The organism is Aliihoeflea sp. 40Bstr573 (assembly GCF_024105655.1).
Taxonomy (GTDB): domain Bacteria; phylum Pseudomonadota; class Alphaproteobacteria; order Rhizobiales; family Rhizobiaceae; genus Aliihoeflea.
The window spans coordinates 1-15,327 of sequence record NZ_JAAAMH010000011.1 but is presented as its reverse complement, the minus strand read 5'-3'; the positions used below and the strand labels follow the sequence as shown (position 1 = coordinate 15,327).

The 15,327-nt window shown below is 64.8% G+C and carries 16 protein-coding genes; 9 read left to right on the top strand and 7 right to left on the bottom strand.

Features of this window, described 5'->3' with window-relative positions; genetic code table 11:
* The first annotated feature begins 156 nt into the window (after positions 1-156).
* On the top strand, positions 157-753 hold the full coding sequence (gene msrA, locus GTK01_RS14070) for a peptide-methionine (S)-S-oxide reductase MsrA (protein WP_252926771.1): 597 nt from the start codon (positions 157-159) through the stop codon (positions 751-753).
* Between the two features lie 62 nt (positions 754-815).
* Here the strand turns inward: msrA and GTK01_RS14065 are convergent, their stop codons facing one another.
* From GTK01_RS14065 to GTK01_RS14050, 4 genes are all read right to left on the bottom strand, one after another.
* Positions 816-1,928 carry an amino acid dehydrogenase gene (locus GTK01_RS14065; protein WP_252926768.1) on the bottom strand — a complete coding sequence of 371 codons (1,113 nt, stop codon included), beginning with the start codon at positions 1,926-1,928 and terminating at the stop codon, positions 816-818.
* A gap of 121 nt (positions 1,929-2,049) precedes the next feature.
* Positions 2,050-2,487 (bottom strand): OsmC family protein, encoded by a 438-nt coding sequence (locus GTK01_RS14060; protein ID WP_252926767.1) that lies wholly within the window; start codon positions 2,485-2,487, stop codon positions 2,050-2,052.
* Between the two features lie 76 nt (positions 2,488-2,563).
* Positions 2,564-3,022: a YbaK/EbsC family protein gene (locus tag GTK01_RS14055; protein ID WP_252926763.1), complete on the bottom strand. Its 459-nt coding sequence runs from the start codon at positions 3,020-3,022 to the stop codon at positions 2,564-2,566.
* 16 nt (positions 3,023-3,038) lie between these two features.
* A complete protein-coding gene (locus GTK01_RS14050; RefSeq protein WP_252926760.1) occupies positions 3,039-4,289 on the bottom strand; it encodes a ubiquinone biosynthesis hydroxylase in 1,251 nt (416 codons plus the stop codon).
* Positions 4,290-4,405: 116 nt separating this feature from the next.
* On the opposite strand from GTK01_RS14050, the gene tesB reads away from it, so the two are divergent.
* The 7 genes from tesB to GTK01_RS14015 all read left to right on the top strand — a co-directional run bounded on the left by tesB (position 4,406) and on the right by GTK01_RS14015 (position 12,687).
* The gene (tesB, locus tag GTK01_RS14045; protein WP_252926758.1) at positions 4,406-5,281 is read left to right on the top strand and encodes an acyl-CoA thioesterase II; all 876 of its coding nucleotides are present in this window, start codon (positions 4,406-4,408) and stop codon (positions 5,279-5,281) included.
* Positions 5,282-5,488: 207 nt separating this feature from the next.
* Positions 5,489-5,827, top strand: coding sequence for a P-II family nitrogen regulator (locus tag GTK01_RS14040; RefSeq protein ID WP_252926754.1), 339 nt, complete (start codon positions 5,489-5,491; stop codon positions 5,825-5,827).
* A 28-nt stretch (positions 5,828-5,855) separates the two neighbouring features.
* Positions 5,856-7,232 (top strand): ammonium transporter, encoded by a 1,377-nt coding sequence (locus GTK01_RS14035; protein ID WP_252926751.1) that lies wholly within the window; start codon positions 5,856-5,858, stop codon positions 7,230-7,232.
* A 102-nt stretch (positions 7,233-7,334) separates the two neighbouring features.
* Positions 7,335-8,237 (top strand): 5'-methylthioadenosine/S-adenosylhomocysteine nucleosidase, encoded by a 903-nt coding sequence (locus tag GTK01_RS14030; RefSeq protein ID WP_252926749.1) that lies wholly within the window; start codon positions 7,335-7,337, stop codon positions 8,235-8,237.
* Positions 8,238-8,396: 159 nt separating this feature from the next.
* Positions 8,397-11,009 (top strand): DNA translocase FtsK, encoded by a 2,613-nt coding sequence (locus tag GTK01_RS14025; RefSeq protein WP_252926748.1) that lies wholly within the window; start codon positions 8,397-8,399, stop codon positions 11,007-11,009.
* A gap of 112 nt (positions 11,010-11,121) precedes the next feature.
* Positions 11,122-11,772 (top strand): outer-membrane lipoprotein carrier protein LolA, encoded by a 651-nt coding sequence (locus GTK01_RS14020; RefSeq protein ID WP_252926746.1) that lies wholly within the window; start codon positions 11,122-11,124, stop codon positions 11,770-11,772.
* 108 nt (positions 11,773-11,880) lie between these two features.
* Positions 11,881-12,687 carry an exodeoxyribonuclease III gene (locus GTK01_RS14015; protein WP_252926736.1) on the top strand — a complete coding sequence of 269 codons (807 nt, stop codon included), beginning with the start codon at positions 11,881-11,883 and terminating at the stop codon, positions 12,685-12,687.
* Positions 12,688-12,858: 171 nt separating this feature from the next.
* Here GTK01_RS14015 and GTK01_RS14010 read toward each other — a convergent pair whose 3' ends face one another.
* Positions 12,859-13,314, bottom strand: a complete 456-nt coding sequence (locus tag GTK01_RS14010; protein WP_252926726.1) for a cyclic nucleotide-binding domain-containing protein — start codon at positions 13,312-13,314, stop codon at positions 12,859-12,861.
* 61 nt (positions 13,315-13,375) lie between these two features.
* A complete protein-coding gene (locus GTK01_RS14005) occupies positions 13,376-14,059 on the bottom strand; it encodes a response regulator transcription factor (RefSeq protein ID WP_252926724.1) in 684 nt (227 codons plus the stop codon).
* 166 nt (positions 14,060-14,225) lie between these two features.
* Here GTK01_RS14005 and GTK01_RS14000 point away from each other — a divergent pair, with 166 nt between their 5' ends.
* Entirely contained in the window at positions 14,226-14,735 is a 510-nt protein-coding gene (locus GTK01_RS14000) for a L,D-transpeptidase (protein WP_252926722.1), read from the top strand.
* Here the strand turns inward: GTK01_RS14000 and GTK01_RS13995 are convergent.
* Positions 14,716-15,147, bottom strand: a complete 432-nt coding sequence (locus GTK01_RS13995) for a DUF1761 domain-containing protein (RefSeq protein WP_252926719.1) — start codon at positions 15,145-15,147, stop codon at positions 14,716-14,718. The two genes, GTK01_RS14000 and GTK01_RS13995, sit on opposite strands and share 20 nt — an antisense overlap.
* Positions 15,148-15,327: the final 180 nt, after the last annotated feature.

The window sequence follows — 15,327 nt, the reverse complement described above, 5'->3', positions numbered from 1 at the left end:
TCGCTACTGAACGCGTCATCCCGGAAAGGTTTCGCCGCTCCGCGCGGCTGCGGTCGGGATGACTGCGTGTGCCAGATCACGCCTTCTTCCCGCAGCCTTGATTTGAAACTGGCGGGTGTGGCGCTACGTTCCTTCGCCTCATCCCGGAGGACGACCATGCTTCGCACTTTGGCGCTCGCGCTCACCCTAGCCTTCACTGCCATCCCGGCGTCTGCCCAGAATACTGAGCGGGCGGTCTTCGCCGGCGGCTGCTTCTGGTGCGTGGAATCCGACTTCGACAAGGTTGGCGGCGTCATCTCGACGACGTCCGGCTATATTGGCGGACAGAACGCGAACCCGACCTACGAGAACCATCCTGGCCACCGCGAGGCCGTCGAGATCGTCTACGATCCGGGGCGGGTTTCCTACGAGGCGCTGCTGTCCGCCTTCTTCCGCTCGGTCGATCCGACCGATGGCGGCGGGCAGTTCTGCGATCGCGGCCACGAATACTCGACAGCGGTCTACGCGGTCGGCAATGCGCAGCTCGCCGCTGCTCGGAATGCGAAATCGGAAGCAGCGCAAGCGCTCGGCGGCGTACAACTGGCGACGGAGATCGTGCCTGCGCCGCAATTCTGGCCGGCCGAGGAATACCACCAGGACTATTACACCAAGAACCCGCTGCGTTACCGCTACTACCGTAGCGCCTGCGGGCGAGACAATCGGGTAAGGGAGGTCTGGGGCTCCGAAGCCATGGCGGGCATCAAGGGCAGCTAGGTGATTGCCCGGCCGGTGTCGCTTTTCCGATCTTCCGGCCGATTCCCCTCGGGGCCGGGCAATCAGTGGCGGGCGGCGATGCGCTCGTCGGCGATTTCCTCGGCGATCGCGTTGGTCGGGCGCTTTTCGGCGTCCGCGCGGGCGAAGATGTCCACTAGCGTGGCGGGGATCGTCTCGACGAGTTCCATCGCGCGGGCGCGCACATACCCACCGGGCAAAAGTTCGCTGGCGACATTGATCAGGCCGCCGGCATTGATGACATAGTCGGGCGCGTAGAGAATGCCGCGTCCAGCGAGAAGCGCGGCGTCGTCCTCGTTCGCAAGCTGGTTGTTGGCGGCGCCGGCGATCACTTTGGCCTGAATGGCATCGATCATGCCGGCATGTATGACTCCGCCGAGCGCGCATGGGGCAAACACGTCGAGATCGGCTGTGGCCAAGGCGTCGGAGGCAAGCATTGTTGCGCCGAAATCGCGAACGGCCCGTTCCACGCGCGCCTGGTCGATGTCGGCGACGACCAGATTTGCGCCGGCCTCGTGCAGTTCCTCGCACAGCCGGCGGCCCACCGAGCCAAGTCCCTGCACGCCGATGCGCCGACCGGCGAGATCGTCGCGGCCGAAGCGGTGCTTCACGGCTACCTTGAGGCCAAGGAAGACGCCATGAGCGGTGACGGGGGAGGGGTTCTCGCTGCCGCCAATGGTGGTGCCGGTGACGTTGGGGGTGCGCGCGCGCAGGAAGTCCGCGTCGGCGAGCGTCAGCCCCACATCCTCGCCCGTGTAGTAGTCGCCGTCGAGTTCGGCCAGCATCTCCGCATAGGCTTCGAGGAGCCCCGGCGTCTTGTCCGTCTTCGCATTGGCGAGGATGACGGCCTTGCCGCCGCCGAATGGCATGCCGGCGATGGCGGATTTATAGGTCATTCCGCGCGAGAGCCGCTGCGCATCGGTGATCGCGGCTTCAAGGCTTTCGTGCTTCCAAACGCGCGTGCCGCCGAGCGCGGGGCCAAGCTTCGTATTGTGGATCGCGACGATGGCGATCAAACCGCGCGTCTCGTCGCGGCCAAGCACAATGCGTTCATGACCGTCGAAGCCGGGCAGGAGCTTGGCGTCGTCGGTGATGTCGGTGAGTTCGAGCGTGGAGCGCAAAATGGGGCGCTGGGTGGGTTTGTCGGCCTGCAACATGGCGTTTCCTCCCGGTTGTTACATGCGCAACAGTCTAGAAGAAATGCCCGGTTCTTTGGTTGCGAAGACGCAAGGGAAATAGACGTTCCCTTGCGTCAAGATCGGCGCGCTGATCAGTTAATTACGCGAGTTGCGCGTCGAGCGTGACCTTGATCGCACCGAGCGCCTTGGAGACGGGGCAACCGGTCTTGGCCTTCTCGGCCAGTTCCTTGAACTTGGCCTCGTCGATGCCCGGCACATTCGCGGACAGCTTGAGCGCGCTTTCGGTAATCTCGAAGCCACCGCCCGAAGCCGGGCCATAGGTCACGGTCGCCTTGGTGTCGAGCTTTTCGGCGGGCGTGCCGTTCTCCGCCAGAAGGTGCGAGAGCTGCATGGAAAAACAGCCGGCGTGGGCGGCGGCGATCAGCTCTTCCGGATTGGTGCCCGACTTGCCGCTCTCGTCCTCGAAGCGGCCCTTGAAGGAATAGGGCTGCTTGGAGAATGCCCCGCTCTGCATGTCGAGCGTGCCCGAGCCATCCTTGAGCGCGCCCTGCCAGATTGCCGTTGCGTGCCTGTTCATGTTGCTCTCCTTGGGAGTGGTTGGTGTTGTCCCTCAACCTAGGAGCCGCAACGGCGGTTTCCAGTGCATGGCAGCACTATTGGCAGACGTCGATCCATTCTGCGCCCGTCAGCGTGACCAGCCGATCGGTCGGCAGGCGGATCGCGGCGTTGGTGGCGCCGGCGGCGGGCACGACCTCGTCGAATTTCTGCAGCGAGACGTCGCAGTAGATGGGCAGGGCGGAGGGCAGGCCGAACGGGCAGACCCCGCCGACAGGGTGGGAGGTCACCTCCACCACCTCGTCCGCCGGCAGCATGCGCGCCTTGCCGCCGAAGCGGTCCTTGAACTTGCGGTTGTCGAGCCGAGAAAGGCCGGAGGCGACGATCAGCATCGCCTCTTCGCCGACACGCAGGCAGATCGTCTTGGCGATCTGGTCGGGCTCGACGCCATGGGCTTCGGCCGCGAGCGCTACGGTGGCCGAACTCTGCTCGGTTTCGATGACGGAAATGTCGGGGGCGTTCTCGGCGAGAAACGCGCGCACGCTTTCAAGGCTCATGTGACGTCCTGGATTTTCAGATGGCTTCGCCGCGCAGGAGGCGCGGGGCGGCGGGAGACAGGCCCGAGGCCTGGCGGATGAAGAACTCCTTGAGGCGCGGCATCCGCTCGACGAGGCCGAGCCCGATGTCGCGAACGGCGCGAACAGGCGCGATGTCGTTGGAGAACAGACGGTTCAAGACGTCCGTCGTCACGCCCATCTGCACGGTGTCGAAGCGGCGCCAGCGCTCGTAGCGCTGGAGACCGTCGAGCGCGCCAATGTCCTGGCCGAGCCGGTCGGCTTCGACCACCGTTTCGGCAAGGGCGGCGGCGTCCTTGAAACCGAGATTGAGTCCCTGGCCGGCGATCGGGTGAATGCCGTGCGCAGCGTCTCCGACCAGCGCAAAGCGCGGCTTGACGAAGTCGCGCGCGAGCGTCAGCCCGAGAGGCCAGGCGCGGGGCCTGCCCTCGACATGAATCTCCCCGAGTTCGAGACCGAAGCGCTGCTCGAGTTCGTGCTCGAAGACGATCAGGTCGTCGGCGACGAGGCGGTCGGCGTCGTCGGTGCGCTCGGTCCACACGATCGACGAGCGGTTGTTACCTTCCTCGTCGGGCGCGAGCGGCAAGGTGGCAAAGGGGCCGGCCGGCAGGAAGTGCTCTTCGGCGCGGCCATGATGCGGGCGCTCGTGGCGGACGGTGCAGACGATGCCGGACTGGCCGTAGTCCCAGTGAACCGTTCGGATGCCGGCCATGTCGCGCAGGCGCGACTTGACGCCGTCGGCGGCGACGAGCAGCCGCGCCTCGACGCTCGTGCCGTCGGCGAAATCGATGAGGGTTGCGGCCGGCAGCGTGGCGAAGCCCGTGACGCCCACACCCTCACGCATCACGACGCCAAGTTCGCCGGCGCGGCGACGCAGCGCGCCGTTGAGATTCTTGTTGGCGACCATGTGGGCGAAAGCTTCGCCGGGGCCAACCTCGCCGTCAAAGGTCAGGAAGACGGGGCGCACCGGGTCGGAGGTGCGCGAATCCGTGACGATCATCTCGGTCATCGCCTGTGCGCCCGGTGCGATCTCGGCCCAGCAGCCGAGCTGGTCGAGCATCCGCGTCGCTGCTGCGGCGATGGCGGAGGCACGGGTGTCGCGCTCCCAGACGCCCTCGGGCGCCGCATCGACGATCAGCACCGACAGGTTGGGCCGCGCGGCCTTGATAGAGACCGCCGTCGCCAGGCCGACATAGCCCGCGCCAGCTATCACGATGTCGACCGCGCGCTGTTTCGTATCCTCAACCATGGCTCGGTCCTTCCAAATGCTGTCTGGCCAAATGCCTGTCTTCTTGACTTCGCGATGCGTAGCTGGTGCAAACCGCGCATCTTCAGGAATGTCGGCCTTCGCCGGAGGATTTCAACATGACGACTGCCATGCAGGAACTTCTGTCCATACTCGATCTCGAGCGGCTGGAACACAATCTGTATCGTGGTCGCAGTCCCCAGGCCGGCTGGCAGCGCGTTTTCGGCGGACAGGTGATCGGCCAGGCGCTCGTCGCCGCGCAGCGCACGGTGGAGGCCGAGCGCCACGTCCACTCCCTGCACTGCTATTTCATGCGGCCGGGCGACCCGTCCGTGCCGATCATCTACGAGGTCGACCGCATCCGCGACGGCGGCTCGTTCACGACGCGGCGCGTGGTCGCGATCCAGCACGGACATGCGATCTTCTCGCTCGAAGCTTCCTTCCAGGCGGAGGAGGAGGGGTTGGAGCACCAGATCGACGGTCCGACCGACGTGCCCGAACCGGAGACGCTGAAGTCCCAGACTGAACTCATCGAGATGATGGGCGACAACGTACCCGAAGCGATCCGCAAATTCTGGGCGCGCGAGCGGCCACTCGAAATCAAGCCGGTCGTCCTCGAACATTACACCACGCGCAAGAAGCTGCCGCCGCAGCAGCGCGTATGGGTGCGCACCTCGGGCGACGTGCCGGACGACAGGGCGCTGCAGGCGGCGATCCTCGCCTACCTCTCGGACATGACCCTGCTCGACACCTCGACCTTCGCGCATGGCCGCACCGGCTTCGACCCGGACCTGATGATGGCGAGCCTCGACCACGCCATGTGGTTCCACCGCCCGCACAAGCTGGACGACTGGCTGCTCTACAGCCAGGACAGCCCGAACGCGATTGGCGCGCGTGGGTTCACCCGCGGCTTTCTTTATGGCCGCGACGGGCGGCTGATCGCTTCAGTGGCGCAGGAAGGACTCGTTCGCGTCAAGACGCAGCCTAAAAAATAGGCAAAACTGGCGCTGTTCTGCAAAATTGAGTAATTATTGAGCGGCTGCTCAATTTTTGCAGGCCGCCAACGCCCCATTCAAGCCCTGATTGCGGCTCGCGCGCCATTTGGCACGCGACTTGATTCCCTTTTGGTTGATCGTCAGCTCGCACGGCCGGCCGGCGATGTCACGCAACGGCGGGGGACCGCAGGGAAAGGGCGAAAGCTTATGAAAATCGTGATGGCTATCATCAAGCCGTTCAAGCTCGACGAGGTGCGCGAGGCGCTCACGGCGGTCGGCATTCAGGGCCTGACCGTGACCGAAGTGAAGGGCTACGGTCGCCAGAAGGGGCACACTGAAATCTATCGCGGCGCCGAATACGCCGTGTCGTTCCTCCCGAAGATCAAGATCGAGGTCGCCGTGGGCGCCGAACTCGTCGACAAGGCCGTCGAGGCGATCTCTTCGGCAGCCAAGACCGGCCAGATCGGCGACGGCAAGATCTTCGTCTACGGCATCGAGCAGGCTGTGCGCATCCGCACCGGCGAAACCGATACCGACGCGCTCTAAGGCCCGGCAAAGTTCTCAGGAGAAAATCATGACCAACAGGAATTACCTGGCTCTCGCGCGACCTGTGCTTGGGGCACTCGCGCTGACCGGCCTGACCATGCTGCCGGCTGGCGCGCAGGAGGCGGCCCCCGAGGCAGCCGAAGTGGTTGCGGGCGAAGCCGCCCAGCACACCCAGTTCATCCTCAACTCGCTGCTGATGCTCATCGGCGGCATTCTCGTCTTCTGGATGGCAGCGGGCTTTGCCATGCTGGAAGCCGGCTTCGTTCGCACCAAGAACGTGTCGATGCAGCTTCTGAAGAACATCACGATGTATTCGCTGGCCTGCTTCGCCTACTACCTGATCGGCTATCAGATCATGTATCCGGGCGACGCCTGGACCATGGCCGGCGTGCTCGGCGCATTCGGCATCGCGGTGCTCGAGCCCGTCGCAGTGGGCGCGGACGGCGTCGACCTCACCTATGCGTCGGTCAGCGCCGACTTCTTCTTCCAGGTGATGTTCTGCGCCACCGCCGCCTCGATCGTCTCCGGTACCGTTGCCGAGCGCGTGCGCCTTTGGCCGTTCCTGGCCTTCACTCTGTTCCTGACCGCGCTGATCTACCCGATCCAGGCTTCCTGGAAGTGGGGCGGCGGCTTCCTCGACGAAGCGGGCTTCCTCGACTTCGCCGGCTCGACGGTCGTCCACTCGGTCGGCGGCTGGGCAGCGCTTATGGGCGCGCTCATCATCGGCGCGCGCAAGGGCAAGTACAATGCCGACGGTTCGGTCAACGTTCTGCCGGGCTCGAACATGCCGCTCGGCGTGCTCGGAATGTTCATCCTGTGGATGGGCTGGTACGGCTTCAACGGCGCGTCCCAGCTTGCCATGGGCACGATCGGCGACATCGCCGATGTCGGTCGCGTCATGGCCAACACCAATGCCGGCGCCATCGGCGGCGCACTGGCGGCGGCCATCCTGACCCAGCTCCTGTACAAGAAGGTCGACCTGACATTCGTCATCAACGGCGCGCTCGCCGGCCTCGTCTCGATCACGGCTGAGCCGCTGACGCCGGGCCTCGGTTCGGCCACGCTGATTGGTGCGATCGGCGGCGTCATTGTCGTCTTCTCGGTGCCGCTCCTCGATAAATTCAAGATCGACGACGTCGTCGGCGCCATCCCGGTCCATCTTCTCGCGGGCATCTGGGGCACGATCGCGGTTGTCTTCACCAATGCCGAAGCAAGCCTCGTCACCCAACTCTACGGCATCGTCGTCGTTGCGATCTTCGTGATCGTGACCAGCGCGGTCGTCTGGCTGATCCTCAAGGCCGTCATCGGCCTGCGCCCCTCCGAGGAAGCCGAGTATCTGGGCCTCGACAAGGCCGAGGTCGGCGTGGAAGCCTATCCGGAATTCCCGGGCGCGACGATCCGCTGATCGTCATCCAATCCCGTCGCAATGTCCGGACCTCCGGCATTGCAACTTTGGGGCCCGGTTCGCCGGGCCCCTTTTTTCCTTTTTTCGAACCGGAGATTTGAAATGATCCGCAACACGCTTCTCGCGCTGGCCGCGACCACTGCCGCCGCGGCCGCCCAGACCGCGACGCCTGTCGACCAGACCGCGCGCACCGCCGTCATCTCCGCCTTCCAGCCGGAATGGACGCTCCTTCAGGAGATGATCGAGGATCGCGAAGATCACCTCATCAACGGCACCGCCTTCGTTACCGGCACGCTGGAGGACAAGCCGATCGTGCTGTTTCTCTCGGGGGTGTCGATGGTCAATGCGGCGATGACGACGCAGATGGCGCTTGACCATTTCGAGATCGAGAACATCGTGTTCTCGGGCATCGCCGGCGGCGTCGATCCGGCGCTGACCGTGGGCGACGTCGTGGTCGCCGAGGAATGGAGCCAGTATCTGGAGGCCGTGTTCGCCCGCGAGACCGACGGCACCTTCGCGCCGCCTTCCTTCCTGCCGACGGAGCTTCCCAATTATGGCATGATCTTCCCGCGGCCGGTCGACATCGCGCGCGCTGAGGACGGCATCGAGGAACGGCAGTGGTTTCCCGTCGACGCCACCCTCCTGGAAACCGCGCGCAAGGTGGCCGACGAGATCGAACTGGAAGATTGCGTCGACCAGACGTGCCTTTCCAAGGCGCCTTCGGTGGTCGTCGGCGGCAAGGGCGTTTCCGGTCAGGCCTTCGTCGACAATGCCGATTTCCGCGAATACGTCTTCGAGACTTTCGACGCACAGGTCCTCGACATGGAAAGCGCGGCGGTCGCGCATGTCGCCTACGCCAACGACGTGCCCTTCATCGCCTTTCGCTCGCTCTCCGACCTTGCCGGTGGCGGCGAGGGCGAAAACGAGATGGGCACCTTCATGCAGGTCGCCTCGGACAATTCGGCCGCCGTGGTGAAGGCCTTCATCGCCGCGCTGCCGGAGTAGGCGGCAGAGCTATCTGTAGCAAATTGTGGACGGGCGCGGCGGATCGCGCCTCGCCCGCATCCTTTCCGCCCATGGTTAATGCGGCCTTAACCCCCTGCCGCTAGCGTCGGGCGAATCTGGCGCCGATCACGCGGCGCGACGGGCATTACGGGGTCAGCCATGCGTTCGCAGTCACACGCGCTCACATTGAACGAGGGCGAAAGCGGTTTCACCGGCTTCCTGCGCCGGCAGGTGCGCAAGCTGGCGGGCACTGCGATCCTCGTCGGTGTGGCGGCGATCGTCGCGAGCCTGGCGACATGGAACGTCGCCGACCCGAGCTTCAGCCACGCGACCAGCAACCCCGTAACCAATGCTGCCGGATATCCGGGCGCGGTCGTCTCCGACCTCCTGATGCAGTTCTTCGGGCTCGGCTCGGTCGTCGCGCTGGTGCCGGCCATCGTGTGGGCGATCGGGCTGGTTCTTGGCCGCGGCATCGTGCAGCCCGGCAAGCGCGCCTTCGCCTGGTTCGGCGCCGCCGCGCTTGGCGCGGGCATTATAGGCTGCATGGAAGCGCCGCCAACCTGGCCATTGCCGTCCGGCCTCGGCGGCGTCTTCGGCGATATCGTCCTGGCCTTGCCGGGCAAGTTCATCGGCGCCTATCCAAGCGGCCTTGCCGGCTTCGTCACCGCATCGCTTCTCTTCATTCCTGCCGGCGCATTGCTCTACGTCGCCTGCAACGCCCTTACCGCCAAGCCGGTCGAGCGCAAGAAGCTTGCCCGCAAGACGGTCGAGGAAGAGGTCGACGAAGACGACTACGAGGACGACGACCTGGACGAGGAGGGCACCGAAGGCCGGTTCCTGGCGCTCGGCGCGGTCGCCCATATGTGGCTTTCGGCGCAGGCGTTCTTGCGTCGCCATGGCGGCGGGGCGCTTGCCGCCCGCACGCGCCACCGCGACGACACGCTCGACGCGCTGGACGAGATCGAGAACCGCCCGGCTCGCCCGCAAGGCCGCGTCGAACCCGGCTTCGAACCGGCCGCGCGGGCTGCGGCCCCCTCGATCGAGCCGCCCTTCGACGTTGACGATATCGGCCTCGACGAGGACGACCTTGACCCCGACACGCCCGTGCCGACCCCGCAGGAGATCGCTGCGCGCCGGGCTCAGGCGGCACGCCCGGCTTCGCCGCCCGCCTCGGCGCGGGTCGAGCAGGCCGCGCCGCGTCCCATGCCGAGCGTTTCGAGCGCGCGCGCAGCCGTCTCGAACGGCTTCGAGATGCCGGACCTTGCATTCCTCTCCGAGCCGAAGGCGATGGCGCGCGACGCCTCGCTTTCCAAGGATGCACTCGCTCAGAACGCGCGCATCCTCGAAGGCGTGCTGGAGGATTTCGGCGTGAAGGGCGAGATCATCCAGGTCCGCCCCGGTCCGGTCGTCACGCTCTACGAACTGGAACCGGCGCCCGGCATCAAGTCTTCGCGCGTCATCGGCCTTGCCGACGACATCGCGCGCTCGATGAGCGCCATCGCCGCGCGCGTCGCCGTCGTGCCCGGCCGCAACGCGATCGGCATCGAACTGCCCAATGCCAAGCGCGAGACGGTCTATCTGCGCGAAATCCTCGCCAGCCAGGATTTCGACCAGACCAAGGCGAAGCTGGCGCTCGCGCTCGGCAAGTCGATCAACGGCGAGGCGGTCATCGTCGACATCGCCAAGATGCCGCACGTCCTCGTCGCCGGCACCACCGGCTCGGGCAAGTCGGTTGCCATCAACACGATGATCCTCTCGCTTCTCTACCGGATGACGCCGGACGAGTGCCGCCTGATCATGATCGATCCCAAGATGCTGGAACTGTCCGTCTATGACGGCATCCCGCATCTCTTGACGCCCGTCGTCACCGATCCGAAGAAGGCCGTCGTCGCGCTCAAATGGACCGTGCGCGAGATGGAGGACCGCTATCGGAAGATGTCGAAGGTCGGAGTGCGCAACATCGACGGCTTCAACCAGCGTGTGGCGCAGGCGGAAAAGAAGGGCGAGCAGATCAGCCGAACGGTCCAGACCGGGTTCGACCGCGAGACGGGCGAGGCGATCTACGAAACCGAGACGCTCGAAATGGAGCGCATGCCCTATATCGTCGTCATCATCGACGAGATGGCCGACCTGATGATGGTCGCGGGCAAGGACATCGAGGGCGCCGTGCAGCGCCTCGCGCAGATGGCGCGCGCAGCGGGCATCCACGTCATCATGGCGACGCAGCGCCCCTCGGTCGATGTCATCACCGGCACGATCAAGGCCAACTTCCCGACCCGCATGTCCTTCCAGGTGACGTCGAAGATCGACAGCCGCACCATTCTCGGCGAGCAGGGCGCCGAGCAGCTTCTTGGCATGGGCGACATGCTCTACATGGCCGGCGGCGGCCGTATCCAGCGCGTCCACGGCCCCTTCGTCGCCGACGACGAGGTGGAGAAGGTCGTCGCTCACCTGAAGCTCCAGGGCGTGCCGGAATATCTCGATTCGATCACCGAGGATGACGAGGAAGACGAAGGCGGGGCTGGTTCGTCGGGCAAATCCGGCGGCGGCAACAGCAATTTCGACGATTCGGACGATCCCTACGACCAGGCGGTCGCAGTCGTGCTGCGCGACGGCAAGGCGTCGACGTCCTACATCCAGCGCCGTCTCGGCATCGGCTACAACCGAGCCGCCTCGATCATCGAGAAGATGGAGCAGGAAGGCATTGTCGGCCCCGCCAATCATGCCGGCAAGCGCGAGATCCTGGTGCCGACCGAGGAAGAGACCTACTGATGGCGCTCAGGACGCGTGACAAATTTGGCGCGCGCACGGCCAAACTAAAGCCCCACTGGCGCGTTATCGGCTTCAGTCGAGGGCAACACAGATGATTTCGCGAGTTTCAAGAATGGCAATATCCAGTTCGAAGACCCGCCGCGGCGTGCTAACACTCAGCCTGGGTGCCGCGCTTTTCGCGGCTTCCAGCACCCTGCCGCAGGGTGGCCAGGCGCTGGCGCAGCCCGCCGAGGCGCAGGCAATCGCCGACCATTTCTCCTCGGTCAAGACGATGATGGGCGACTTCGTGCAGTTCGGTCCGGGCGGCGAGCAGACCGGCGGCAAGTTCTTCATCGAGCGTCCGGGCAAGGTGCGCTTCAACTACGAGAATCCGTCGACCTTCAAGGTGACGGCAGACGGCACGTCGGTCGTGCTCGAGAATGCGCGGATGAATACGGCGGATCTTTATTCGCTGTCGTCGACGCCGCTGAAGCTGCTGCTCGACGAGCGCATCGACCTTTCGGGCAGCAAGGTGCAGGACGTGCGACAGGAGGCCGATGCCACCACGATCACGCTCGCCGACCGCTCGGTCTTCGGCAATTCGACCATCACCATGATGTTCGACCCGCAAAGCTACGAGTTGAAGCAGTGGACGATCCGCGATGCGCAGGGCAAAGACACGACGGTGATGATCTACAACGTCCAGTCGGGCGTCACTTTCGACCGCTCGGTCTTCGCGATCAACTACGACCGTATCAACGAGATGGTTTCGCCCGAACGCTGACCTGTGGACGAGCGGCGTTCAAGGCCGGTTCTCGTCGCCTGAGCTTGAGTTCGACGGATGCGGCTGGCAGGGTCCAGCCGCATTCTTCATTTCAGGCCCAACTCATCCATGCCGTTTTCCATCGCCACCTGGAACATCAATTCCGTGCGCCTGCGCATGCCACTCGTCGAGCAGTTCCTGACTGCCCACAGGCCGGACGTCCTGTGCCTGCAGGAAACCAAATGCCCGGACGACCTGTTTCCGCTGAAGGCGCTGCGCGCGCTTGGCTACGAGCATATCGAGATCAGCGGGCAGAAGGGCTATCACGGCGTCGCGACCATCTCGCTGCGCCCGCTCGAGATCGTCGAGAAGCGTGATTTCTGCGCCATGGGCGACTGCCGGCACCTTGCCGCCAATGTCGAGGCGGGTGGGCACAAGATTCTCGTCCATAATTTCTACGTGCCGGCCGGCGGCGACGAGCCGGACCCCGGCATCAACCCGAAATTCCGTCACAAGCTCGACTTCGTCTCGGAGATGCACGGCGTTCCGGCGACGAGCGACGAGGCGACTGCGTCGATCCTCGTCGGCGACCTCAACATCGCCCCGCTGGAAGCCGATGTGTGGTCGCACCGCAAGCTTCTCAACGTCGTCAGCCACACGCCGATCGAGACGGAGAGCTTCGAAGCGATGCGCCGGGCCGGCAACTGGGTCGATCTGATGCGGCAGGCGATCCCCGAACCGGAAAAAATCTACACCTGGTGGAGCTACCGCGCGAAGGACTGGGAAGCGTCCAATCGCGGCCGCCGGCTCGACCACGTCTGGTCGTCAGGCAACCTCGCTGCCAAGCTCTCGTCGATCGAGGTGTTGAAGGAGGCGCGCGGGTGGGAGCGCCCGTCGGACCATGTGCCGGTGATCGCGCGGTTTGAACTGGAGTAGTTTTTCGAGGGGGACCCCCACCCTTTATCCCTCCCCACAAGGGGGAGGGAGGGCATTGACGTTGTGCCTTATCCATCAGCCAAGCACGATCTTGAAGAAAAATGCGCAACGTCTGCGACTCCCTCCCCCTTGTGGGGAGGGATAAAGGGTGGGGGTCTCCTTCGGGAAAAACTACTCCGAAAACCGCGGCGCCAAGCTTTGGATATCCGCCAACAGCGTCCCCAGATTGTCCGTGATGCGTTGGTGCAATAATGCCGCCGTCTCGGGATATTCCGTGAGGATGCGGCGGAAGAGGGTGCGGTTGAGGCGGATCAGTTCGACGTCGCTCGTCGCCAGCGCGCCGGTCAGGCGGTTGGTGGGGGCGATGATCGCGAGTTCGCCCAGCATGGTGCCGGGGCCGACCTGAGCAAGCGTCACGCGCTCGCCATCGTGCTCGCGATAGAGCGCCACCGTCCCCGAGGTCACGACATAGCCGCTTTCAGCCGACTGGCCTTCGCGATAGAGGACGCGACCGGCTGCGAGGCGCAGGCTTTCGGCGCCGAAGGCGAGCAGGCGCAACTGCTCCGACGTGAAGCCGGTAAAAAGCTCCACGCCCGAGAGAATGCGAATGTCGTCGTCCAAGGCCATCGGCGTCCCCGTCTGCGCGCGCCGACCCCCATCGGCAGCGGCAGTGCGTCAGTGCCCGAAATCAGGGCACGAGCTTGTATCCGCCGCTTTCTGTCACAAGAATTTCGGCATTGGAAGGATCGCGCTCGATCTTCTGGCGCAGGCGGTAGACGTGCGTTTCGAGCGTGTGCGTGGTGACGCCCGAATTGTAGCCCCACACCTCCTCGAGCAGCACGTCCCGCGTGACGACCTTCTTGTCCGCGCGGTAGAGATACTTGATGATCGAAGCCTCCTTCTCCGTCAGGCGGATCTTGCCGCCCTTGGCGTCGGTCAGGAGCTTCTGGCTCGGCTTGAAGACGTAGGGACCCACATTGAAGGTGGCGTCTTCGCTCTGCTCATGCTGGCGAAGCTGGGCGCGAATGCGTGCCAGGAGGACGGCGAAGCGGAAGGGTTTCGTCACGTAGTCGTTGGCGCCGGCTTCGAGGCCGAGGATGGTGTCGGAATCCGTATCCTGCCCGGTCAGCATGATGATGGGCGCCTTGTAACCGCCCTTGCGCAACATCTTCACCGCCTCGCGGCCGTCCATATCCGGCAGGCCGACATCCATGATCAGAAGGTCGACGATGCCGCTGCGCGCCGTGTGCACGCCCTTGGCGGCGGTCGGCTCCTGCAGCACGTCGAACTCCTCGTAGAGCGACAACTGGTCGGCGAGCGTTTCGCGCAGGTCGTTGTCGTCGTCGACGATGAGAATGGTGCGTGACGTCATCGTTCAGTCCATCTTGTTGAGATATCTGGCGGTTTCGCCTATCGCTCTAGGCTGGGCAGGTAGGTCTGGAAAGACTCTCACGGTGATTTGCTTGAGCAATCGATCATACTCCAAAAACCGTGAGTGCAATGGCGGTGCGGCGAAAAAAGGACGCGCTGTCAGGCATATGGTAGTGCGGCCCCGGCCCGGCGACCAGAGGCAGGGGCTGCTCGTCGTCGGAAACAGGGTCCTGCGCTGCGCACTCGGCAAGGGCGGCATCCGCTCGATCAAACGCGAAGGCGACGGTGCGACGCCGCTCGGGTCCATGCGGCTCCTTTCCGCCTTCGTGCGCCGCGATCATCCGCGCCGCCTTGTCTCCCGCCTCGCGCTCGATCCGTTCCGGCCCGGCGACGGCTGGTGCGACGCGGCCGGCGACCGCAACTACAACCGCCCCGTCCCCCTCCCTTATCCGGCCAGCGCAGAGCGGATGCGGCGCGACGACCACCTCTACGACGTCGTGATCGTGCTCGACGCGAACATCCGACCGCGCCGGCGCGGCATGGGCAGCGCAATCTTCTTCCATCTCGCCCGGCCAGGCTACGCGCCGACGGAGGGCTGCGTGGCGATCCATCCGCGCGACATGCAATGGCTCTTGCCGCGCCTTTCGTCGCGTACCGTCATGACGGTGACACGCTAGGGTCGCCGATGCTCAACCAGCCGATGACGGCGCCCATGATCAGTGCGACGCCCAGCCAGTGGCCGCCGTCGATGGCGGTCAGGTCCCAGCCATAGGACTGGTAGCGGTGGTTGACCGCCATGATCGTCACCATGAAGCCGAGCCAGACGAAAAATCCCGAGACGATGCCGTTGGCGAGCGTCACTTCGCCCGTGCCCAGATGGCCGATCACTCCGGCCAGAGCCCAGGCCATCACAAGCTCCGCGCCGAACGTGATGCCGAGGATCGCGGCGCCGGGCTTGGCCTGCACGGGGTCGATCCGGCCGGCCTTCATCCACGCCTTCGACAGGACGCCGTAATATCCGGCACCGAACACGAAGCCGGCGATAGCCGCCAGCAGGACGGCGAGATAGTTGATACCCGCGAAGTCCATCGCTTCCTCCCACGTTTGAGGGGCGATGCTGACACGATTGCGACGACGGTCAAGCTAGGGTCAGGACCCATTAATTTGTTGAGTTGATGGCTGTTGGGTGATTCAAGGTGGCAGGAGGTGCTGCCTTGAGTGATTTGCTGATGCTGACGGCGGCGCAGATGCGCCGGATTGAGCCGTACT

Coding starts and splice junctions, on each gene's coding strand:
- GTK01_RS14060 (WP_252926767.1), bottom strand. CDS start 2,487: ATGAACAGGCACGCAACGGCAATCTGGCAGGGCGCGCTCAAGGATGGC.
- GTK01_RS14065 (WP_252926768.1), bottom strand. CDS start 1,928: ATGTTGCAGGCCGACAAACCCACCCAGCGCCCCATTTTGCGCTCCACG.
- GTK01_RS14040 (WP_252926754.1), top strand. CDS start 5,489: ATGAAAATCGTGATGGCTATCATCAAGCCGTTCAAGCTCGACGAGGTG.
- GTK01_RS14025 (WP_252926748.1), top strand. CDS start 8,397: ATGCGTTCGCAGTCACACGCGCTCACATTGAACGAGGGCGAAAGCGGT.
- GTK01_RS14055 (WP_252926763.1), bottom strand. CDS start 3,022: ATGAGCCTTGAAAGCGTGCGCGCGTTTCTCGCCGAGAACGCCCCCGAC.
- tesB (WP_252926758.1), top strand. CDS start 4,406: ATGACGACTGCCATGCAGGAACTTCTGTCCATACTCGATCTCGAGCGG.
- msrA (WP_252926771.1), top strand. CDS start 157: ATGCTTCGCACTTTGGCGCTCGCGCTCACCCTAGCCTTCACTGCCATC.
- GTK01_RS14035 (WP_252926751.1), top strand. CDS start 5,856: ATGACCAACAGGAATTACCTGGCTCTCGCGCGACCTGTGCTTGGGGCA.
- GTK01_RS14005 (WP_252926724.1), bottom strand. CDS start 14,059: ATGACGTCACGCACCATTCTCATCGTCGACGACGACAACGACCTGCGC.
- GTK01_RS13995 (WP_252926719.1), bottom strand. CDS start 15,147: ATGGACTTCGCGGGTATCAACTATCTCGCCGTCCTGCTGGCGGCTATC.
- GTK01_RS14015 (WP_252926736.1), top strand. CDS start 11,881: ATGCCGTTTTCCATCGCCACCTGGAACATCAATTCCGTGCGCCTGCGC.
- GTK01_RS14020 (WP_252926746.1), top strand. CDS start 11,122: ATGGCAATATCCAGTTCGAAGACCCGCCGCGGCGTGCTAACACTCAGC.
- GTK01_RS14010 (WP_252926726.1), bottom strand. CDS start 13,314: ATGGCCTTGGACGACGACATTCGCATTCTCTCGGGCGTGGAGCTTTTT.
- GTK01_RS14050 (WP_252926760.1), bottom strand. CDS start 4,289: ATGGTTGAGGATACGAAACAGCGCGCGGTCGACATCGTGATAGCTGGC.
- GTK01_RS14000 (WP_252926722.1), top strand. CDS start 14,226: ATGGTAGTGCGGCCCCGGCCCGGCGACCAGAGGCAGGGGCTGCTCGTC.
- GTK01_RS14030 (WP_252926749.1), top strand. CDS start 7,335: ATGATCCGCAACACGCTTCTCGCGCTGGCCGCGACCACTGCCGCCGCG.